General features: G+C 31.8%; 24 protein-coding genes and 1 pseudogene. 16 read left to right on the top strand and 9 right to left on the bottom strand.

Annotated elements, in window-relative coordinates; translation table 11 throughout:
• Positions 1-131 precede the first annotated feature (131 nt).
• From QBK95_RS12710 to QBK95_RS12690, 5 genes are all read left to right on the top strand, one after another.
• Entirely contained in the window at positions 132-1,550 is a 1,419-nt protein-coding gene (locus tag QBK95_RS12710; protein WP_280934302.1) for a DNA/RNA non-specific endonuclease, read from the top strand.
• Between the two features lie 209 nt (positions 1,551-1,759).
• On the top strand, positions 1,760-1,942 hold the full coding sequence (locus QBK95_RS12705) for a CAL67264 family membrane protein (protein WP_280934300.1): 183 nt from the start codon (positions 1,760-1,762) through the stop codon (positions 1,940-1,942).
• A 30-nt stretch (positions 1,943-1,972) separates the two neighbouring features.
• Complete coding sequence (gene ettA / locus QBK95_RS12700; RefSeq protein ID WP_280934299.1) at positions 1,973-3,664, top strand: energy-dependent translational throttle protein EttA; 1,692 nt, start codon at positions 1,973-1,975, stop codon at positions 3,662-3,664.
• A gap of 56 nt (positions 3,665-3,720) precedes the next feature.
• The gene (locus QBK95_RS12695; RefSeq protein ID WP_280934297.1) at positions 3,721-4,413 is read left to right on the top strand and encodes an HAD family hydrolase; all 693 of its coding nucleotides are present in this window, start codon (positions 3,721-3,723) and stop codon (positions 4,411-4,413) included.
• Positions 4,413-5,045, top strand: coding sequence for a chloramphenicol acetyltransferase (locus QBK95_RS12690; protein ID WP_280934295.1), 633 nt, complete (start codon positions 4,413-4,415; stop codon positions 5,043-5,045). The genes QBK95_RS12695 and QBK95_RS12690 overlap by 1 nt, the downstream gene beginning before the upstream one ends.
• A 55-nt stretch (positions 5,046-5,100) precedes the next feature.
• Here the strand turns inward: QBK95_RS12690 and QBK95_RS12685 are convergent, their stop codons facing one another.
• A complete protein-coding gene (locus tag QBK95_RS12685) occupies positions 5,101-6,228 on the bottom strand; it encodes a histidine decarboxylase (RefSeq protein ID WP_280934293.1) in 1,128 nt (375 codons plus the stop codon).
• 296 nt (positions 6,229-6,524) lie between these two features.
• Between QBK95_RS12685 and QBK95_RS12680 the strand changes: the two genes are divergently transcribed.
• Entirely contained in the window at positions 6,525-7,037 is a 513-nt protein-coding gene (locus tag QBK95_RS12680) for a hypothetical protein (RefSeq protein ID WP_280934291.1), read from the top strand.
• 141 nt (positions 7,038-7,178) lie between these two features.
• On the opposite strand, the pseudogene QBK95_RS12675 reads toward QBK95_RS12680, so the two are convergent.
• Positions 7,179-7,764: pseudogene (locus QBK95_RS12675) on the bottom strand (pseudouridine synthase).
• 200 nt (positions 7,765-7,964) lie between these two features.
• On the opposite strand from QBK95_RS12675, the gene QBK95_RS12670 reads away from it, so the two are divergent.
• Together QBK95_RS12670 and QBK95_RS12665 are read left to right on the top strand one after the other, a co-directional pair.
• Positions 7,965-8,756 carry a hypothetical protein gene (locus tag QBK95_RS12670; protein ID WP_280934289.1) on the top strand — a complete coding sequence of 264 codons (792 nt, stop codon included), beginning with the start codon at positions 7,965-7,967 and terminating at the stop codon, positions 8,754-8,756.
• A 273-nt stretch (positions 8,757-9,029) separates the two neighbouring features.
• Positions 9,030-9,479: a cold-shock protein gene (locus QBK95_RS12665; protein WP_280934287.1), complete on the top strand. Its 450-nt coding sequence runs from the start codon at positions 9,030-9,032 to the stop codon at positions 9,477-9,479.
• A gap of 68 nt (positions 9,480-9,547) precedes the next feature.
• Here the strand turns inward: QBK95_RS12665 and QBK95_RS12660 are convergent, their stop codons facing one another.
• Together QBK95_RS12660 and QBK95_RS12655 are read right to left on the bottom strand one after the other, a co-directional pair.
• Positions 9,548-10,354 (bottom strand): MBL fold metallo-hydrolase, encoded by an 807-nt coding sequence (locus tag QBK95_RS12660; RefSeq protein ID WP_280934285.1) that lies wholly within the window; start codon positions 10,352-10,354, stop codon positions 9,548-9,550.
• Between the two features lie 69 nt (positions 10,355-10,423).
• The gene (locus tag QBK95_RS12655; RefSeq protein WP_280934283.1) at positions 10,424-11,179 is read right to left on the bottom strand and encodes a sulfite exporter TauE/SafE family protein; all 756 of its coding nucleotides are present in this window, start codon (positions 11,177-11,179) and stop codon (positions 10,424-10,426) included.
• 115 nt (positions 11,180-11,294) lie between these two features.
• Between QBK95_RS12655 and QBK95_RS12650 the strand changes: the two genes are divergently transcribed.
• Positions 11,295-13,043 carry a SulP family inorganic anion transporter gene (locus QBK95_RS12650; RefSeq protein ID WP_348637341.1) on the top strand — a complete coding sequence of 583 codons (1,749 nt, stop codon included), beginning with the start codon at positions 11,295-11,297 and terminating at the stop codon, positions 13,041-13,043.
• A 67-nt stretch (positions 13,044-13,110) separates the two neighbouring features.
• On the opposite strand, the gene QBK95_RS12645 is transcribed toward QBK95_RS12650, so the two are convergent.
• The gene (locus QBK95_RS12645; protein ID WP_280934281.1) at positions 13,111-13,515 is read right to left on the bottom strand and encodes a hypothetical protein; all 405 of its coding nucleotides are present in this window, start codon (positions 13,513-13,515) and stop codon (positions 13,111-13,113) included.
• Positions 13,516-13,524: 9 nt separating this feature from the next.
• Positions 13,525-14,496 carry a hypothetical protein gene (locus QBK95_RS12640; protein WP_280934279.1) on the bottom strand — a complete coding sequence of 324 codons (972 nt, stop codon included), beginning with the start codon at positions 14,494-14,496 and terminating at the stop codon, positions 13,525-13,527.
• Positions 14,497-14,775: 279 nt separating this feature from the next.
• Here QBK95_RS12640 and QBK95_RS12635 point away from each other — a divergent pair, with 279 nt between their 5' ends.
• On the top strand, positions 14,776-15,609 hold the full coding sequence (locus QBK95_RS12635; RefSeq protein WP_280934276.1) for a DMT family transporter: 834 nt from the start codon (positions 14,776-14,778) through the stop codon (positions 15,607-15,609).
• An 11-nt stretch (positions 15,610-15,620) separates the two neighbouring features.
• Here QBK95_RS12635 and QBK95_RS12630 read toward each other — a convergent pair whose 3' ends face one another.
• The 3 genes from QBK95_RS12630 to QBK95_RS12620 form a co-directional block, all read right to left on the bottom strand.
• A complete protein-coding gene (locus QBK95_RS12630; RefSeq protein ID WP_280934274.1) occupies positions 15,621-17,234 on the bottom strand; it encodes an FAD-binding protein in 1,614 nt (537 codons plus the stop codon).
• A gap of 30 nt (positions 17,235-17,264) precedes the next feature.
• Entirely contained in the window at positions 17,265-17,588 is a 324-nt protein-coding gene (locus QBK95_RS12625; RefSeq protein WP_280934272.1) for a hypothetical protein, read from the bottom strand.
• 386 nt (positions 17,589-17,974) lie between these two features.
• Positions 17,975-18,226, bottom strand: a complete 252-nt coding sequence (locus QBK95_RS12620) for a hypothetical protein (protein ID WP_280934270.1) — start codon at positions 18,224-18,226, stop codon at positions 17,975-17,977.
• Between the two features lie 196 nt (positions 18,227-18,422).
• Between QBK95_RS12620 and QBK95_RS12615 the strand changes: the two genes are divergently transcribed.
• The 6 genes from QBK95_RS12615 (at position 18,423) to QBK95_RS12590 (ending at position 22,041) form a co-directional block, all read left to right on the top strand.
• Entirely contained in the window at positions 18,423-19,091 is a 669-nt protein-coding gene (locus tag QBK95_RS12615) for a DUF2293 domain-containing protein (protein ID WP_280934269.1), read from the top strand.
• A gap of 61 nt (positions 19,092-19,152) precedes the next feature.
• Positions 19,153-19,320: a hypothetical protein gene (locus QBK95_RS12610; RefSeq protein ID WP_280934267.1), complete on the top strand. Its 168-nt coding sequence runs from the start codon at positions 19,153-19,155 to the stop codon at positions 19,318-19,320.
• Positions 19,317-19,703 (top strand): YchJ family protein, encoded by a 387-nt coding sequence (locus QBK95_RS12605; protein WP_280934265.1) that lies wholly within the window; start codon positions 19,317-19,319, stop codon positions 19,701-19,703. Before QBK95_RS12610 ends, QBK95_RS12605 begins: the two co-directional genes overlap by 4 nt.
• Before the next feature lie 375 nt (positions 19,704-20,078).
• Positions 20,079-20,291 (top strand): hypothetical protein, encoded by a 213-nt coding sequence (locus tag QBK95_RS12600; protein WP_280934263.1) that lies wholly within the window; start codon positions 20,079-20,081, stop codon positions 20,289-20,291.
• Between the two features lie 132 nt (positions 20,292-20,423).
• Complete coding sequence (locus QBK95_RS12595) at positions 20,424-21,647, top strand: radical SAM protein (protein ID WP_280934260.1); 1,224 nt, start codon at positions 20,424-20,426, stop codon at positions 21,645-21,647.
• An 85-nt stretch (positions 21,648-21,732) separates the two neighbouring features.
• Positions 21,733-22,041, top strand: coding sequence for a hypothetical protein (locus QBK95_RS12590; RefSeq protein ID WP_280934258.1), 309 nt, complete (start codon positions 21,733-21,735; stop codon positions 22,039-22,041).
• Positions 22,042-22,069 lie beyond the last annotated feature (28 nt).

Below are 22,069 nucleotides of genomic sequence, written 5' to 3'. Positions count from 1 at the left end.
TTTGTTTCTCATAATCTTGTTTTATAACAGTTTGATAACATTTCATTAGTAATGAATTAACAACCTAGAATTAGTTTTATATCTAGCTTAAAACCAATTATTTAACAAGTAATCTAAATTCTAACTCAACTATGAAATTATTAAAATTAAACTCGATCTCATTTTTTATTTTTATTACTTTTTTTATCGCTAGCTGTAGCATTGAGGATGAACCTATTTATGAGGATATCGCTTTTGTTCCATTGGAAATACAAGGAGAAATAAAGGTAGAAACCAATTTCTATGACAATCACGGACCTCATGAACATAATTTTTCCGAAAAACGATCTTCTGGTTTTACAGAAACTTACGAATCAGGTTCTAAAGGGAGCTATGCTGGAGGTAGTGTTAATTTATCTTCTTCTGGAGACTGGTATTTAAATGATGCCCTGATAGGAACGCTATCAAATGATCGTAAATTTGGTGCTAAGTCCGTAAGAATTAGGAATACAGGATATGCGATTATGTCTTTTAATATGGATAATGGTGCGAAAACGATTAGAATACGACATGCAAAATATGGAAGTAATGGAAATTCTAGCTGGCGTCTTATAGCTTCTTATAATAATGGAGCTTCTTGGTTTTATGCGGGATCAACGGTTACTACCAGTTCTACAACTTTGAATACGGTAACATTTAATGTAAATGAAACCAGAAGTGTACGCTATGGAGTGTATAAAACTTCTGGAGGTTCTAATCGTATTAATATTGATAATTTTGAAATCACTACAGAAACTACTGGAGGAGGAAACGGTACTGCAGCAAGGGATAGTAATATTACTTTTGGTAATCCCTCTAATGCTGGTTCGAATGCTAATAACTACTATTTATCGAAACCAGATTTCATATTATCATATAATAATAGCAAAGGTACTGCCAATTGGGTAAGCTGGCATTTAAGTAGTGCCTGGACAGGTAGTGCATCTAGATGTAACTGTTTTAAACGAGATACTGCACTGCCAAGCAACTTTTTTAGACCAACCACTAGTGATTATACAGGATCTGGATTTGATAGAGGTCATCTATGTCCTTCTGCAGATAGAACTTTTAATTCTGGAGCAAATGAGAACACTTTTTATATGAGTAATATTGCTCCTCAGGCACCAGACAATAACCAAAGAAGCTGGGCTAATTTCGAAAACTATTTAAGATCTTTAGCTTTAGAAGGAAATGAAGTACATATTATTGCTGGAGTAGCTGGAAGTGGAGGAACAGGAAGAAATGGTTTTGCTTCGACAATTGATGGAGGAAACATTACTGTGCCAGATTCTTTTTGGAAAGTAGCATTGGTATTACCAAACGGTACTAATGATATTAATAGAGTAACAACTTCTACACGAGTGATTGCAATAAATGTACCTAATGATCAAGGAATAAATACAAATTGGGCACAATTTAGAACTTCTGTTAATGCGATTGAAAACATCACTGGATATGATCTTTTAGAAAACATTTCTAATTCTATAGAATCTGTTTTGGAATCCAGAGTTGATAATGGACCTTCAAATTAGAGACCTAAATAGTTTATAAAAAAATGAGGGTTAAATTATGAATCCTCATTTTTTTTATAAATCATTTCACATAAGTGCTTGTTTAGCAACATGTAAGGCTCATTACTAATTGAAGATCTCTATAAAATTCTATTTTTTGATGATAAAATACCGATATTTGCATGCTATTTTTGATTGATTATTGAAGATAGTTAACTAAATAACTATATATGGGAATGAATAAAAATACAGTGTTAGCTTGGGCTACATTTATAATGATAATTGCTGGATTAGGACTAATAGCTTTGGGCGCATTTAGATATAGAGATGTTTCTGGTTGGGGTTTTGCAGCAGTAGGAGTTGGATTTTTAGCAAATGCTTGGGTGTTTAATGCACTAAAAGGTAGAGTTTAGAATAATAAATTAAAAATAATTTAGGGGCTTATGTCAGATGATAAAAAGATAATCTTTTCTATGTCTGGAGTTACAAAAACGTTTAAAAGTGCGAATACTCCAGTTCTTAAGAATATATATTTAAGTTTTTTCTATGGTGCAAAAATAGGTATTCTTGGTCTTAATGGATCAGGTAAGTCTACACTATTGAAAATTATTGCAGGTGTTGATAAAAATTACCAGGGAGATGTTGTTTTTTCTTCGGATTATTCGGTAGGATATTTGGAGCAAGAACCGCAGCTAGACCCAGAGAAAACGGTATTAGAAGTTGTAAAAGAAGGCGCTTCTGAAATTGTTGCTGTTCTTGATGAATATAATAAGATCAATGATATGTTTGGCCTAGAAGAGGTCTATAGTGATGCAGATAAAATGCAGAAACTTATGGATAGGCAGGCAACTTTACAAGATCAGATTGATGCCAGTAATGGTTGGGAATTGGACACAAAGCTGGAGATAGCTATGGATGCTCTTAGAACTCCAGATTCTGATAAAAAAATTGCTGTATTATCTGGTGGAGAGCGAAGAAGAGTAGCGCTTTGTCGTTTATTACTTCAAGAACCTGATGTATTGTTATTGGATGAACCTACAAACCATTTGGATGCTGAATCAGTACATTGGCTAGAGCATCATTTGGCGCAATATAAAGGAACCGTTATAGCGGTAACGCACGATAGGTATTTCTTAGATAATGTTGCTGGCTGGATTCTAGAATTAGATAGAGGTGAAGGAATCCCTTGGAAAGGAAATTATTCTTCTTGGCTTGATCAGAAATCAAAACGATTAGCACAAGAAAGTAAATCAGCCTCAAAACGTCAAAAAACTTTAGAGAGAGAGCTAGAATGGGTGCGTCAAGGAGCGAAAGGAAGACAAACTAAGCAAAAAGCACGTTTAAAGAATTACGATAAACTAATGAGTCAAGATCAAAAACAACTTGACGAAAAATTAGAAATTTATATTCCTAATGGGCCTCGTTTAGGAACGAATGTACTAGAAGCTGAAGGAATCAGTAAAGCGTATGGTGATAAATTACTGTATGAAGACCTTAATTTCAAACTACCTCAAGCAGGAATAGTTGGGATTATTGGACCAAACGGAGCAGGGAAAACAACCATTTTTAAGATGATTATGGGTGAAGAAACCCCTGATAAAGGAAGTTTTTCTGTAGGTGAAACTGCTAAGATAGCCTATGTAGATCAAGCTCATTCTAATATTAATCCTGATAAATCCATTTGGCAAAACTTTAGTGATGAACAAGATTTGGTAATGATGGGTGGTAAGGAAGTTAATTCCAGAGCATATCTAAGCAGATTTAATTTTGGAGGAAGTGAGCAAAACAAGAAAGTATCTACACTTTCTGGAGGAGAACGCAATAGGTTACATTTGGCAATGACCCTCAAAGAAGAAGGAAATGTATTACTTCTTGATGAGCCTACTAATGATCTTGATGTAAACACATTAAGAGCCCTAGAAGAGGGATTAGAAAATTTTGCAGGTTGTGCCGTGGTCATTTCTCACGACCGTTGGTTCTTAGATCGTATTTGTACTCATATTTTAGCGTTTGAAGGAGATTCTCAAGTGTATTTTTTCGAAGGTAGTTTTTCTGATTATGAAGAAAATAAAAAGAAACGATTAGGAGGTGATTTAATGCCAAAACGTATTAAATACAAAAAGCTAGTTAGGTAATAGCTAACAGATGTGTGCTGTGCTGATGAATGATTGAATACTAAATACCGTAAAATATGCCATTGAAAGATATTAAAGTCATAGCATTTGATGCAGATGATACGTTATGGGTAAATGAAACTTTTTTCAGAAAAGCAGAAGAAGAATTCTGCCTACTTGTTTCAGAACACATATCCAAGGAAGAAGCTAACAAGTTACTTTTTGAAGTAGAGATGCAGAATCTGGATTTGTATGGTTATGGTATTAAACCGTTTACCCTTTCTTTGATTGAGGCTGCCATTAAGGTTACTAATGGAAAAATGAATGTCCAGCTTGTAGAAAAACTTATTGAGAAAGGAAAGCAAATGCTACAAGAACCAGTAGAACTAATAGATGGTATTGAAGATACGCTAAAATACTTATCAGAAAAATATCGACTGGTAATGGCTACTAAAGGTGATTTATTGGATCAAGAACGTAAACTAATTAAATCTGGATTAGAGAAGTATTTTCATCATATTGAGATTGTATCTGATAAAACTGAAAAGCAATATCGTAAATTGGTAGATCATCTCGATATTGAAGCTTCTGAGTTTTTAATGGTTGGAAATTCATTAAAATCGGATATTTTACCAGTATTAAATATTGGTGCGCATGCATATCATATTCCGTTTCATACGACTTGGGAACATGAAGTGCATAATGGAACGATTGATCATCCAAATTTTAAGAGTCTTACTAAATCAGGTGAACTATTGCAATATTTGTAATGAATAAGACAGAGTTAGATCTTGCTACGTGGAATAGGAGAGAACATTATGAGTTCTTCAATGGTTTTGATGAACCTTTTTTTGGTATTGTATCCACAGTGGATTTTAGTTTAGGATATCAAAAGATTAAAGATAATGGATATCCATACTTTTTATACTATTTACATAAATCATTACTGGCAGCTAATTCGATAGAACCTTTTAAATATAGAATTGAAGAAGAGAAAATATTTAAGTATGATATGATTCATGCATCACCTACTATTGGTAGAGAAGATCATACATTTGGTTTTTCTTTTATTGAGTTTCATGAGGATTTTGAAGTTTTTCAGGTTCATGCTAAAAAAGAAATAGAAGCTGTTAAAAATAGTAAGGGGTTACGACATAATGAGGATACGAAAAGAATGGATAATATTCATTTCTCTTCAATTCCTTGGTATAACTTTACTGGTATTACGCACGCCAGACATTTTCAATATAGAGATAGTGTACCAAAAATTTCTTTTGGAAGATATACAAAAGAACAAGGTAAAATTAATCTTCCTATATCTATTAATGTACATCACGGATTAATGGATGGGTATCACGTAGGACAATATCTGGAAGAATTTCAACGATTATTGAATGAATAATGTTTATTCTAGAAAACCTAACTTATTCTGTATCCGTTTAAAGTAAAACATAGCACTATGATGCTACCATACATAGTTCTAGTTCCATATCTGCAATAAATTTATCAATCTGCTCAAATGATACATTTGGCATGCAAATAATATGAGATTGCCCATTTTCTGTAGCTAATTGCCATTTATTAATAATTTCTGGACTAGGAGCTGGGAAAATAATGGTAATCGCATTAGGATTTCTCCAAGCTTTGATTCCGAGATCTTTTAATTTGTTTTCTGTATATGATGCAACCTCTAGACTATGCATTGTACGTTCTTTAAAACCTTTAACGCCTAACTTTTTTATAGCGTACCAAAGAAATAATGGGGTATGACCATTTCTTGATCCAGTTATAGTAGCATCAGAACTACCAATATATGCTATACGTCTGGCAATTCTATCTCTATTATCCTTTTTAACAATCACTACTCCTGACGGCATAGGCGATCCAATAAATTTGTGACCACTAATAGAAATACTATCAATACCATCCTCAAAATCAAAGCGTGGACGAGGAGTTATAAATGGTGCAAAACCTCCTGCCAAAGCTGCATCTGCATGAATATAGCTTTTTTCGATAGCCATATCCTCTAGGATGGATTTGATCTTTCTGGTATCGTCTTTGGCCTCTGTCATAGTAGTACCAATATTGGCTACAATTATCGCTGGTCTATGTCTTTGATAACCAATAGCCTCTTTTAAATCTTCATAATCCATTTCTCCATTGGGAAGAGATTTGACGATAACATAGTCAATATTAAGTAATGTTACATTTTTTTGAATACTATAATGCGTGGCTTCAGAAAAGTATACCATTCCTTTAGGGTATAATTCTCTTGCCACATATAATCCATACAGATTCCCTTCAGACCCACCATTCGTAACATATCCCCATATATCACGCTCATGAGCTCTAAATAAATTAGCGAAAAAATTTACAACTTCACGTTCCATAGATCTAGAATCTACCCGATAAGTGGATTCACTAAATGGATCTCCTAAATTATTCAATGGAAATTGAAGAAAAGGCATTAATTCAGAATAATCAAAATCTTTGGAGACTGGATATCCCAAAAAATTATGAGTAGTATTTTTTATGCTTTGATATAATTGCTTTAATTCTTGCTGTTCATCCTTATGTAACTCCATCTTGTTTCCCAAATTTTGCGCAAAAATATATGAAGTAGATCTATTTTCTTATTTTTTATAATAAATAAGATTATTATTCTTTTTTATATAGGTTTATCAATAATTAATTCTTTAATACGAGATTTATTTCATTTCATATAGAATATCATGCTATACCAAAATTAGTATAAGATGTATCACTTAAGTTTGGAATAGATTATGAGTTTTGGTGAAGATTGTTTAATTTTTTTTAACTTTATTTTAAACCTTTTATTATTTCTCAAGTCCTAAAAGTGTAACATTAAAGTAACTGAATTATGAAAGCAAATAGATTTTTAACCATTGTGTTTATTTTTGGGATTTTTGTAATAGGATATAGCCAAGAACGTACTGTAAAACAAGGAAAGAATAAAGAAGGAGAAAAAGTTAAAGTCGTGAAAGCGAAAGATGCTGATGGTAATAAAAAAGTAAAAGTAGTAAAGAAAGATGCTAATGGAGATGTAAAGAAAGCAGTAGGAGTTAATCAAGCTGATGGAGATAAGTATAGGGCTGCAGGAGTTAATAAGGCAGATGGTACTAAAAAACGAGGAGTAGGAGTAAATCAGGCTGATGGAGATAAATATAGAGCTGGTGGTGTTAATAAACCAGATGGGACCAAAAAAAGATCTGTGGGAGTTAAGAAATCAGATGGAACTGTAAAAAGAGCATCTGCGGTTAAAAAAGCGAATGGTAATAGGAAAAGTAAGATTAAAAATGGAAATGCTAAACAGGCCAAAAAAGCAGGCAGAAAGGTTTCTAAAAATAAAAATAAAGTAAAAAGAAGAAATTAGGTTTTAGGTAATTTATAATAGAAAAACGCATTATGTTTTATGAAACGCAATGCGTTTTTTTGATAAAAATATACATTTAACCGATATGTAAGTTTTAGAGTTGTTTTTTATAATAAAATGTGTTGAAGGAAGTATATATTACTATTTATTTAAATGCAGTTTTATCTCAATTACTTCTCCAATTTGCATATTATTCAACTGATTGTTACCAACTCGTATTCTCACTAATCGTAAGGTAGGAAATCCAACCGCAGATGTCATTTTACGTACTTGTCTAAATTTACCTTCGTTCAATGTTATCGATACCCAAGATGTAGGGCCGTGTCTTTCATCTCTAATTTTTTTAGATCTTTCTGGAAATTCTGGAGTATCAAGTAACTTATACACTTTGCATGGATTCGTTTTATATTTTTTACCATCAAATCCAATTTCTACTCCATTTTTTAATTTCGAGATTGCCTCTTCTGTAATATCTCCATCAACTTGTGCATAATATTCTTTTTCTACAGTACCACTACAGATATGATTACTTACTTTTCCATCGGTGGTTAATAACAATAGGCCCTCAGATTTTTCGTCTAACCTACCAATTGACATGGTTCCTTTTGGGAAATCGAATAGCTCACCAAGTAGTTTTTTAGAGTTTTGTTTTTGTCCGTTGTTTTAGATACCCGTAGGGTTTATATAGCATAAAATGTCTATGATTCTCGTTCTTGTTTTCTAGCATTGTACATAAACATTTGTATGAAATATATGGATTAGATTGTTTTCAAATGTAGTAATTGTGAATAGTCTAAGAAAACTTTTTTATGGTCTTTAAGTTAACCTTTTTGTTTAGTGCTTAACTAATTGATAAACAGATTTATGTTTGTTTTATATTTCATAAATTATAATTCCATTATTAGTGATTAATTAAATATATAGATTATGCCAATTCACTTTATAGATCAACCATATAGTAGAGATATTATCATAGGAGGGTATGGATCAGGACAGGATCGAGAGGGACAGCCAAACTATTTTGGACCTAATCCTTTAAGTACTTGGGAACGTGATCAGAGAAGGGGTTTTTACCAAACAGTAGATGATGAACGTTTAGTAGATATATATTATGAATCCAGAGATAATGTTACGATTAACATATATCAAGTAATACTGTCAGAAGTATTATTTCTAGAAAGAACATTAGATTTAATACCTTCTGGACATCTAAGATGGCTTAATGAACGTAAACCTGCAGGAATTATTTTTGCAAATTCAGCAGGGAGAAGGCGATGGGAAAGGTTTACAGGTGGCTTAAATCCTGGTTATGATGATGCGACAACTACTTTTTTTGATGAAAGAGAAGGAATCATCATAACATATGGAGCATTATGGCGGTATCAAAATCTTGGTATTTGTCCCACATTAATCCATGAGATTGGTCACGTAATGACGCACGCTGGTAAGATCAGTTATCGACATTTTTCTCCAGTAGCAAGAGAAAGAATGTCTAATACCAGAGTTTCTAGAAATCCAGGTACTTTGGAAGCATTGTGTAATGCCTATATGTATTTTGTTTGTTATAGTAGTTCAACTCCAGCTGTACGTCTTTTTGGGAGTCGGCCATTAATATTAGAAAGAAGTCCACAGACGCGTGAAGCTCTTAGAAGCTGTCCAGCTTTTTCCTCACGTATGTTATCACCTTCAGAAATAATACGTTTTAGAGAAAGGAGATAATAAATACAGAAAAAATAGTTACAATGTTTTGATTACTTCTACTTTATCAACTAAATTGATTCTATAGAATTGCTGAAATTAAAATGTATGGTCTATCTTTGCGCTAGAATATAATACATTATTCATGTAAATGTGATATATGTATTGTTACGGTCGTTGTAACAACTGAGTTAATTATTCGGTAAATCAATCTTAAAAATTGCTATTTTCCAATCTTTTGTTTAGTATTTCGATGGCAGTTCATGTTTAATAAATAATATAGAAGTATAACGAATGGCAAAATCACAACAGACATTTAGCAAGATTGAAAAAGAAAAAAAGAAATTAAAGAAACGCGAAGAGAAGCAGAAAAAGAAGGAAGAACGCAGAGCAAATTCTAAAAAAGGGAGTGGTTTCGATAATATGATTGCTTATGTTGATGAGAATGGCCACCTTACTGATACACCACCAGATCCATCAAAGAAGAAAAAAGTGAAAGCTTCTTCAATAGAGATAGGTATTCCTAAGAGAGAACATGTTGAAGAAGATCCTATTAAGAAAGGAAGAGTAGCGTTTTTTAATGATTCTAAAGGATATGGTTTTATCACAGAACAGGAATCACAAGAAAAATATTTTGTCCATGTTAATGGTTTAATGCAAGAAGTAAAAGAAGGAGACAAAGTGCAGTTCGAGCTAGAAATGGGTATGAAAGGATTGAATGCAGTACGAGTAAAAAAGATCTAATCAAATAGATACAATAAAAATTAGAAAAAGCATTTGCAGATTATATACTGCAAATGCTTTTTTTAATTTTACTTTATAGTAGGATACCAATTTAGTTGTATTACCTCGATTGTATTGTCACCTTTGTTTACGATTTCCTTAAATTTTATAACATCACTCAACCCTTCAGTCCCTCTATAATGATAGGGATAAATTTGTTTTGGTTTAAACTCTAAAACCGCATCCGCAGCGCTTTCTACAGTCATAGTATATGGCAAGTTCATACAAACAAATGCTTTATCAATATTCTGTAACGCTCGCATCTCTGGAATATCTTCAGTATCTCCAGAAAAATATAAACGTTCTTCTCCTAATGTAATTACATATCCATTACCACGACCTTTGTCATGAAATTTAAGTGCTTCTTTTCTTAAATTGTACATAGGTATTGCTTCTATTGATATACCATCAATGTCTTTAGTTTCTCCATTGTTGATAATAATCAGTTGATCGGTATAACTTGCAGGAAGCTTTTCAGCGACAGCTTGTGGGGCTATAATTTTTGATTTAGAAAGATCAAGACTATCTAATGTTTCTATATTCATATGGTCTCCGTGAATATCAGTAATAAGCACTAAATCAGGGCTTTTTTGATTTTTGAAAGCATTCGTTCCGTCTGTTGGATCTATGTAGACAGTTTTATCCTTATACTCTAATACTGCAGTAGCGTGTATGATTGGAATTATTTTAAGATCAGAAACTGGTTTTTGTGTTGAAGCATCATTAACAGCTGTTTCCTCTACAGTTGGATGTACTACTGTTTCTTCTTTTTTAGTTTGTTTGCAGCTAGATATAAAAAGGCAAAAAACCCATAAGAATAGCATGTGAGATTTCATTACATTTGGTTTTAGTTACTGTAACAAGGTATAAAATGACTATAAAACCAAAAACATTTTAATGTAAGATTAACTATCTATCCATAACTTAATAGCCATAGCAATTACCATAATTACTAAGAATATTTTCACAATACCATCTCCTTTTTTTACAGACCATCTACTAGCAATCCAACCACCAGAAGCATTACCAAAAGCTAATACAAAACCGTATAAATAATTAATTTGATTATCATAGGCGAAAATTGCTAAGGCTCCAATAGTATAGATAAAAACAACCAGTGCTTTTACTGCATTAGATTTGACTAGACTCATTCTGTTAATAGAAGTAAGTGCCAAAAGAATAAAAATACCAACACCAGCTTGAATAAATCCCCCGTAAATACCAATAACAAAAAACGCAAGAATTGATAAGACACGATATTTACCTTGTATTCGTTCTATGAATTCTTCGGCATTTATTTTAGGTTTAAAAACCATAATTAATACCACAACCAACATTACAATTGCAAGTATTCTATTAAAAGTTTCACCTTTGATATCGATTGCGATTCTTGCCCCAATTAAAGAGCCAATTAAAGCAGATACGCCTAAATAGATGCTGAAAATAGAGGGTTGTATTCCTTTACTTTTAAACCCTGCTACCGAAGTGATACTCTGAATAAAAATACCAATTCTATTAGTACCATTGGCAATCGAAGGAGGTAAGCCCATAAAAATGAGCATTGGTAAGGTTAGTAAAGATCCGCCTCCAGCTATTGTATTAATCACTCCAGCAATAAAACCTACTATTGCAAGAAGGATAAGAAGTAATGTTTCGTTCATTGGCTAGTGTTATCATCCAAAAATAAGTAAATCTAAAAAATACTAATGCTTTTTTTAATTCATTTAGTATTAATTCTGAAACTATCGTAGATTTACCATATAAACCAAAAAACACATAACAGTTAAAGCACTTCACAAAATATTTCCTATTTTATCTGTAATTAAAGACTATAGTAAAGCTACATTTGGCTCCGATGCTATTGCAGGGATTACAGTAGGAGTTGTACTTATTCCACAAGCGATTGCCTATGCATTATTAATGGGTACTCCACCCATTTATGGCTTATACGCGTGTTTAATTCCATTAATATTATATGCCTTATTTGGTACATCCAGACAATTAAGTATCGGTCCAGTCGCAGTAACAGCCATTCTTGTGATGAGTGGAGTAAGTCAAATAGCTACACCTTTTACGCAAGAGTTTACGAATCTGGTTATTTTTTCTGGTTTGTTAATTGGAATATTGCAAATGATAATGAGTTTGTTAAGAATGGGGTTTTTGGTAAACCTTATTTCTCAACCAGTTATTTCTGGTTTTATTTCTGCCGCCGCAATCATCATCATTATTTCGCAGCTTAGCGAATCGTTAGGAATGGATGTCCCTAATTTTAAATATACCCACGAAACATTATGGTTTGTAATAGAAAACATTTCTTCAATACATCTCATTACTTTAGGAATGTGTGTATGTTCTATAGTGATTATGCAAGTGTTTAAAAAATGGAAGAAATCTTTTCCTGGAGCTCTGTTTGTTTTAATTATTTCTACCGTTATCACAATTGTTTTTGATTTAAAAAATTCGGGACTTTCTGTGATAGAAGATGTACCTAAGGGATTACCATCTTTTAGTATTCCTGAAATGAGTTACGAAACAATGATTGCACTAGTACCTTCAGTGTTGACTGTTACTTTTATAGGGTATGTAGGTAGTATTGGGATTGCTAAATCTCTAGAAATGAAGAATAGAGATCATGTGATTAGACCTAATCAAGAATTATTAGCTTTAGGTATTGCAAAAGTAATAGGAGCCTTTTTTCAAGCGATTCCATCTTCTGGAAGTTATAGTAGATCTGCTATTAATGACGAAGCAGGAGGAAAAACCACAGTTTCTTCGATAATAACAGTGGTAATGGTTATTATTTCTTTACTTTTTCTAACCTCTTTTTTTTATTACATACCTAAGGCAGTTTTAGCTGCTATCATACTGGTTTCGGTATTTGGTCTTATAAATTTTAGTGAGGCAAAATATCTTTTGAAACTTAGGAGAAGAGAATTTATCGTAATGATTATTACATTTATCGGAACATTGATTTTTGGTGTTGAAAAAGGAATTTTTATTGGTGTGATATTATCTTATATTTTTCTTCAATATTATAGTTCTAGACCTCACGTTGCAGAATTAGTAAATATACCTGAAACTAATTATTATCGTAATATCAATAGGTTTCCAGATGCAAAACGATCTAAAGAATCTTTAATAATTAGATTTGATGATCAATTGTATTTTGCTAATACCAGTTATTTTAAGGATGCCATTCTGTATCTCATCGCCAAACGAGATGAATTGCCTGATTTTTTGATTTTGGATAGTACTAATATTCACGATATAGATAGTACAGGATTACACGTTTTAGAAGATATCCATCAATATCTAGAAGAATTAGGTGTGCAATTATTAATCTCGGGAACTATAGGGCCTGTACGAGATTTTCTGAAACGCTCGGGATTTACTGATAATTTAGGAGCGCATCATTATTTCCTTGCCATTGAAGATGCTGTACATTATACAAAAAATAAAACGATACAAGAGAACACCTTAGAAGTAGTAGTGCAACATAATAAGAAACGATCTTTTCTAGATTAAAAGAGCTGTATTAGGTCTACTTTTTTTAAGAATAGATTACTTAGACTTTAGTGTTTAGTTTCGGTTTTTAAGATTTTAAGACTTCGGGTTGCTTATTAATTTTTTGAATATCAGTAATTTTAGTTCTGTGGTGTCCTCCAAATACTAAACGTTTTGTTTCAAAATTAAATAAAATAGTATAGTTCTTCTCTTTCATTTTCAAAGGACTTTCTGGATATAGCTTTTCAAAATCTTTATTATCGACATAAATCCATTCAATATTATTGGTTTTGTTTTTTAGAAACACTCTTCTTTTCTTTCCTATAATAGATTCGAAAGAATACCTAAACATATCTTGTTGCCCTAAATCGATTAGTTTATATGTTACCTCAGAAGTACCTTTGATAACCTTTGTATAAGTAATTCTATACCTTAATAGAATGAGTATAAAGAATATAGTAAAGACGATAAAAATATACAGTAATATTTTCATTGTTTTTTATTACAAACGCTGTTTCTCATACACGTGCATTTTTATACCCATACCATAATTCATGAAGCCTTTTTGGATTAAGGAGTTATTTTCGCTGTATTTTCGATCGAAACGCTGCCAGGTTCTATTTTTAAAGAATATTCTTCGTGTAAAAGTAATATTGTTTTCTATTTTATTAGTAAATGGAAGTAAAGGTCTAAACGTAGTGGATACTTTTACAATACCTTTACGAGTTTCTACCTCATGATATTTTTTGGTATGTTGTAGTTTGCCTTCTTTATCTGTGTATCCTAATACTTGTATTGAAACAAAAATTCCTTCTTTCGGAATGAAAACTTTATATTCAGAGATATCAAGTTCGAAATTAGTTTTATTCTTATTGGTTATTCTAAAAATGATGTCCTCTCCAGATAATCTTTTTCCTGGAAAACCTTGATCATTTCTATAAAATTGCATTTTAAATAATGTAGAAAAAGATTGCTTCTTCCCTGAAGAACGATTAGAAGACTCTATTTTTATGGGTAAATATACCGACGAAATTTTTGTTGATTTTAAAGGATCTCTAGGAAAAAACACCGCTATTTCTGATTCTACGGTAGGTAACCAACATTTAAAATAATCATCATGTACTTTGGAAGCGGTTTTTTTCGTTTTGTACTTCCCTAAATTTTCTGCTTTTACCACAACCTCTTGTAATTCTGCTATATCTTGAGTTAATAAAATGGTAGAAGGTAAGTTTTTAGTACTTATGGACAATTCTTTATAACCAAGTGCAGAGATATATAAAGAGTCTATATCTGGATATCGTTTTTTAGTGAATTGGAATACACCATCTCCATCTGCAAATAGTCCATTTCCATTTCCGAAAGAAATTGTAGCATAGGATATGGGGAATTTTTGTACTGAATCCTGAATAGTATATACTTGGCAAAAAACGCCTTGAGATATAAGTAATATAAGTATGGGGAATACTTTTTTCATAGTAGGTTAGGGGACATTAAATAGGTGGTTAAATTAGTAAAAATATTTCACAATTATATTTAGTTTTCTTTATGTGTATGGATTAAACTTATTCATCAATTAGGTTTCCTTATTTTTTAGATATCAAAAAGAAGGCCAAAAAGAAAAGAATTAATAATTCATGATGCATATTTTTAGGAATAACTTATTCGGTATTTGATCTATTATATGTAAGCAAGTTTTATATTTGATCTATACCAATATTAGTACATATTTTGACTTTATAAAAACAATAAATATTTGAAGAAAGCTATATATTTTATGATCTTGAGTACCATTTCCTTTACGGTTATGAATATACTCGTTAAGTATTTAATTGGTTTTAGCGCATATCAATTAGTGTTTTTTAGATCCATTGGTACATTATTTTTTACAATCCCTTTTTTACTGTATTATAAAATCCCAGTATTAGGAAATCAAAGAAAGTTATTAATATATAGAGGTTTGGCAGGCGTAACTTCTATGGGATTATTTTTTATGTCTGTAGCATATTTAAAAATAGGGTCTGCTGTTTCATTGCGGTATCTTTCTCCAATTTTTGCTACCATATTCGCGGTTATATTCTTGAGAGAAAAAGTTAAAAATATACAATGGTCATTTTTTTTAATGGCTTTTATAGGGGTATTGATTATTAAAGGTTTTGATACGGATATTGATTCTTTTGGATTGTTCCTAATTGTTTTATCCGCTATATTCAGTGGTGTGGTCTATGTATTAATCAACAAGATAGGTGTAAAAGATCATCCTGTGGTTATTGTTAACTATTTTATGTGCATTGCTACTTTGCTTGGAGGGCTTTTATCTATTTTTAATTGGAATAAAACTCCAGAAGGTCTTGAGTGGCCATTACTACTAAGCTTAGGTGTTTTTGGTTATTTTGGTCAGTTATTTATGACGAAAGCATTTCAATCTCAAGCTACCAATAAGGTGGTTTCTTTAAAATATATGGAAGTCATTTTTACCATGGTTGCTGGAGTTTTCTTATTTGGTGATATGTATCCTTTTTTGAGTTTAGTAGGAACTGTAATGGTAATTACAGGTCTTGTACTTAATATGTTTTATAGATCTAAATAAAGAATATAAATTTAAACAATTGCCCCAGTTTTTTTATCAAGACCACATTGTTCGATAAATTTATTAGTAAATACTTCTCTAGTATCATCATCTAAAAGATCATTGCGTGAATCTATCCAATGTTGTACAGTGGCAGCACCATACATTTTTTGAATTCTATTAAAATTAAGGTTGAAATTAATTTTACCCCAATGTAGTGTATATGGTATATTGATTGCTTCGAGTCTATTCCATATTTTTTCATAAAAATTTCTGGTTACTTTAGAATCAACACCATCTAGTTCTAATACACAGCTTTTCGAAAACTTAGTAAAACCCAATAAAGCATCGGTTCCTTTTACATAGCGTAAAGATATACCACCAGGAAAAGGGTCTCCGTTTTCGATAATATTCAGTATTTCTTGTACTACTTTTGTACTATCTTTAATATCAATTCCAAGAGCAGCACTGGCTACTTTTCCTCTAAATTTGGTATTATTATAGGTTTCACCAATCGTACCTTCTAATGCAGCAGTTTCTTTATAAGCCAAAGGAAACAATAGGTTTACCAAACTAGGAACCAACTTTACAGATAACGACCCAAGGCTATCCATCATGGTTTGTATCAAACCTAATAAATCATCTCCATAAGTTAATCCATTACTATCTCTGGTTCTACGAGTGTAATCATCTCGATACTTTCGTTTATATGCAACTTTGATAAAAACTCCTTTATCCGTATCATTGGGTTTAAAATCATAGGGATTTATTAAGACTTCAAAATGGTATAATTCTCGATCTGGAGAAGATTGTGGAAATGGTAATATATTCTCTATAGCAGAAAAGTTCTGAGTAGTCATGGTATTTTTTAATGCACTGTTGTATGCAATTTTATCTATACGATGCTCTTCTAATAAAAATTTAGGCTCTGTTTCTATTAAAACTCCATGAATAAAACCAAAACTACCAAAACTCACTAAAGCAGCTTTAAACATAATATCATCCTGAATACGTTCTGCTCCTAACCAGTTTACAAATTTATCAGACATGATTGGGTTAGAATGTGGTTCTAACCATATATGCCGATCCTTACCAACTACTATATGTAATCCAACTACAAAATCTTGTAAAGATCCAACATTAAACGCCGAACCATGAGTACCTGTAGATAATGCTCCTGCAATCGTCTGTCCATTACTAGCGCCTGATGCTTTAATAGACCTACTAGGTCTTTTTTCTTTTTCTAGTTTAGAATTCAGCTGTAGAATAGACATCCCACATTGTGCTAAAAACAAATTTTCTGGAGCGCCTCCTTTGTTTAAATAATCATCAGCAACATAGGATTTCGAAACAGAAAATGAGAGGCGTAATGATTTAGTATCAATGATTCCTCCAGCTGATACAGCAACCTTAGAAAAAGACCAACCACTGCCCATCGCCCGAAGCCTGATGTTATTTTTGATAGCGTGGCCAATTAACCATTGGATATTTTTAGTAGTAGCTTTATATTTTTCTGAACTTTTAGATAACGAATGATCATTCCTAATTTTAAAAGAAGCATCTTTCGTAAGCTTTTGTTTAAAATTTTTATGTCTGTTTTCCCAGGATGTGATTGGTAATATTTCAATGCCCTTTGGTAATGCCATGTTTGTTGTTTTTAATTTTGTTAAATGATATTACAAATCCTCAATAGGAACATCTACAGGAGCACATTCCCATGATACCGTTTGTGGAACTACAATACCAATCGTTATTGCCGATATTAGTATATATCCAAGATTGGTAGCGCTTGTTACAGAACTCATCCGTTTAGATTCACATCCAGGATCAATATCTTTGGGTGTAACTAATCCCCAAGCATAACTCCATGAAGTTTTAGAATGTTTAACTACAGAATCATTATCAAATTCACTGACAACGCGGGTTGACATACAACTCTGACAACCAATAATGAGTATTAATAATAGACTAATACTTCGTAATCGAATATAATTTTGCATACCTCTTATTTTTTAGAGGCAATTAGACGGGTAATATGGGTATGTATACGTTATGAGTTAAAAATACGTATATAAAATAGAGAATAAAAGGGGGTTTTAACTGTTTTTTCCTAAGAGTATAAAACTATATAAGGAAATCCCCAATAATTAAGGGCCGATCGTATTATAGTAGAATAAATAAAGGAACATATAGGGTATGATTATATGTTCCTCAATTAATTTGGTGTGTATTAGTAGATATGTTATGAGAGTCTATGAGTAATGAGAGATTTGGTGAATTGTTTACGCTAACAACTTAAAAATTTGGTTTCAATAAGTGGGGCAATTGTTTTAATTATAGAAACTAAATTAAGTCTCATTAGACTCATACACTCAAAATAATAGTATTAATTGAAATCTTCTCTAAGATAGAACATCAATTTAGCTTTGTCTGTAAAGCTTTTAATAGTTATGATTTCGCCATTCAATTTATTGTATATTATTTCGGCAAAAAGAAAGTCGATATAAAATACACTATAATAAAAATCACGATTAGTATCATTGATAGAAAATAAATGAATGCCTTTGTTCCAAATGTTCCTATATTTTTCTGATAAATCTTGTGAATTAAAACGTTTTTCAAGAGTAGTTTTTTGCATAAGTATTGTATTAATAAGATTAAGGGTTGAAACCAAATTACGGAAAAACCGTAAATAAACAAAGATAAAAGCAGAAAAAAACTATAAATTCCCCATTTATTACTAGTATATTATTAAAAACAGTGATAAAAAGAGGTGTTTGGTCGAGATATAGAATCGAATAAAATCTTATTTTCGTGCTGTAAAATACATTTGATTGGCTACTATTTCTCAAAATATATTTCTAACTAAAAAGGAAAAACTATCGTGTAAAACTTGTGGTAGAAGAATTTCTCTAGGAAAATCTTTTGTTGCAGAAAGTGAAGATCATAAAGGGACTTGTTTTGGGTGTTCTCCATTTGTTGGATATGTAATGCTTCCGCCAGGAGATGCAGCTATGACAAGAAGATCCAAAAAACATTCTACACTTTGTGGTGTAGTTTTGGCTTGGAATCAACGCCGAAAAAGATACGAACGTAGAGGACAATTGGTAGAAGAAGAAGCTATAGAAAAAGCACGTTTAGAATGTGAAAAAGACCAAGCTGCCAGAGATCTTAAGAATAAAAAAGCAGCCATAATTAGAGCACAAAAGGATCGTGAATATATAGCTGATTTTGCAATGGCTATTAGAGAGAGGTATCCTAATTGTCCACCAAAAAGAGAGCTTGACATAGCTATTCATTCTTGTGAAAAACATAGTGGAAGAGTAGGGAGAACTGCCGATGCTAAACAATTTGATCCTAAAATGATCGATCTTGCTGTAACGGCACATATTAGACATAAGGAGACCAATTATGATGCACAATTTGGTAAAGGAAAGCGTAAAAAAGAAATTAGATCTGATATACAATCAGATGTGAGTGCTATTTTAAGGAAGTGGCAATAATGTAAAGAAGTTACGTAATATTCTTTATTTTTAAATGTTCTAATTGATTTGAATCCAGGAAATGGGAAAAAAAGGAAGAGAAAAAAATACTGAAAATAAAGCGAAACATGCTAAACTCATGAATCGTAAAAAGAACAAACTCCGGAAAGAAAAAGAATTAAGAGCCGAGCGATTAAAAGCAATTGTAAAAAAAGTGAATGAGTCTAAACAAAACGAATCCAATTCATGAGTACATGTTATTGTGGAAGACCTCAAACATACGATAATTGTTGTGGTAAAATTCATAAGGATATTGCCCAAGCGCTAACAGCAGAAGATTTAATGCGTTCTCGTTATAGTGCTTTTGTAATGGCTAAAGGTGATTATTTAATGAAAAGTCATCATAGTTCTACACGACCTATTAGGGAAAAGAAATCTATTGTAAAATGGACTAAATCGGTAGAATGGATCAAGCTGGAAGTTCTAAATACTACCAAAGGTTCCCAAAAGGAAAAAGAAGGAACAGTAGAGTTCAAAGCTTTTTTTTATGAAGAAGGTACAATGCAAGTAATTCATGAAAATTCCTACTTTGTTAAGGAAAAAGGGAATTGGGTGTATGTAGGAGAAGTTTAGCGATATTGATAAATCATTTTTTACATCTATACATTGTGTTTTGCTGTGATTGAAGTATTACTAATCTCCAATTATAATACCTTTTTAATGTGATCTCAGAATTTCTTATCAAGTGATTCCTAGGGCATCTTTCAGCTTTCTATTGTATACTATAAGAGGTAAAATATTTCCCATATAATTTCATTTAAATACAGTTTTATCATTCACAACTGTTCTACCCATATCTGTGCCAATATCCTACTTTTTTAATAAAGGGTAACAAAATTATTGTTTGTGTATATAAAGGTGTAGTATCAAAAAGCGCGCTTGATAAATACAACTTTTTGAGGTAGCCGAAAATCATACAGAGTAGGCGAAAATTTAAACATACAAACAATGAAAAAGGTATTCTTATTACCAAGAGGCTTAGACAAATTTTCTGCACAAGAACTTAAAAACATGGAAGCTATTTTAGGTGGAGCAGTAGATGTTCCTGTTGAAACATATTATCCTACCAGTGGTGGTAGAAGATGTATCGACGGACAAGTTTGGTCAGAAACACTTCAGAAATGTGTACCCCTAGTAGCGGTTTCACATCAACGTAGATAATTTATTTATAAAAGATTGTTTGTACAATCTATAAGGTACTGAGCGAGGTTGGAGAAAACTTGTACATAATATGATCTCCAAACTTCGCTTGGTATTATAAAGTGGATCACCTTAATTTTTAAAAACTAACTCATGCAATTTGATGCCTTAATACTAAAAGTCGCCAGTAGATGTAACCTTAATTGTTCTTATTGTTTTATGTACAATCTTGGAGATACAACCTATAAAGGCCAGCCAAAATTTATGTCTTATGATATGATTGATTCAATTCTAGAAAAGACGAAAAAATATATTTTAAAATATAATAAAAAAGAGTTCTCATTTATTTTTCATGGAGGAGAACCATTACTTATAGATAAAGATTTTTATAGGACATTTATAGCTAAGGCAAACAAGATTCAAGATGAATTGAAGGATGTGGTTTTTAAATATGACGTACAAACAAATGGAGTACTAATCGATAAAGATTGGTGTGCACTATTTAGAGAATTACAAATATACCCAAGTATAAGTGTTGATGGTACAAAAAAGGCTCATGATATGTTTAGGGTAGATCATAAGGGTAATGGAAGTTATGATAATGTATTTAATGCAGTAAAATTACTCAAAAACAAAATTGGATATGCGGATACAGTATGTGTAATCAATATAAAAGAAGAACCTCTTGTGATTTATGAAAGTTTCAAAAAGATGCAAGTTAATTCTGTGAATTTTTTGATCCCTGATTTTACCCATGATAATTACCCATTTGATACAGAAAAAACGATGATGGCAGATTGGTTGGTAACATTATTTGATATTTGGATTAATGATCCAGATAGATATAAGATTCCTATGTTTATAGGTCTTATCAATAGTTTATTAGGAGTGGTAGCACATGATAATAATGAATCAACAGTATTGGTCATTGAAACGAATGGAGAAATTGAAGCGATTGATTCTTTAAAAGCTTGTGGTCATGGATTTACAAAATCTGGTATGAATGTGCAATCCAACGACTTTTCTGATATTAAGAAAGCACCCTTGGGAAAATTATATTTTGAAGATAGTACGACCAAGTTATGCGATAAATGTCTGGAGTGTCCTATAAAAGAAGTATGTAAAGGAGGCAGGTTAGTACATCGATTTAAAAAAGAAAATGGGTTTAACAATCCATCTGTCTATTGTAAAGATCTTATAAAATTTATTGCCCATATTCAGAATAGATTAATCATTCTTTTCCCAGAGCTATATACCAAAGAGAATGTTGATCCTATGAAAACTGATGAAATTACAAGGTATATTAATGATGTTCATGAAAAAGATTTAGGGAACTCGATCTATGCAGAAGAATTATCATATTTCGGACAAAATTAAGAAAGATTCAGCCTTTTATTTTTCAAAATATTGAAATTAACAGTAAATTTAAGTGATAAGAATCCTTATTATTTATGATGTTACTATGAAAAAGAACCTTCAACAAAAGGAGAATTCAATGGGCGAATTTGCCACTGTTGATCAATGCAGCCTTAAAGGACACCTTAAATGTGTGTATACTACTGGTAAAGAAGTGTATCGAGATGGTCGCAATGGTCGTAAAACAATACATTGGTGGCGAATGTCATATATAGGTAGAGCTTGTACCAGAAAATGGGGTAAACGAATGGGGATTTTCTATGAAGCATTATTTGCTGTGCCGCATTATATAGGAATATTTATAGGAAATCTAGCTGGTTATGCTATGTTTTTGTTTTTAGGAGCTAAGAAATGATTCATCTAAATTGAGTATGTTGTTTAAG

This window comes from Aquimarina mycalae (assembly GCF_029906345.1).
Lineage (GTDB): Bacteria > Bacteroidota > Bacteroidia > Flavobacteriales > Flavobacteriaceae > Aquimarina.
This window is presented reverse-complemented; position numbering and strand designations above follow the sequence as displayed.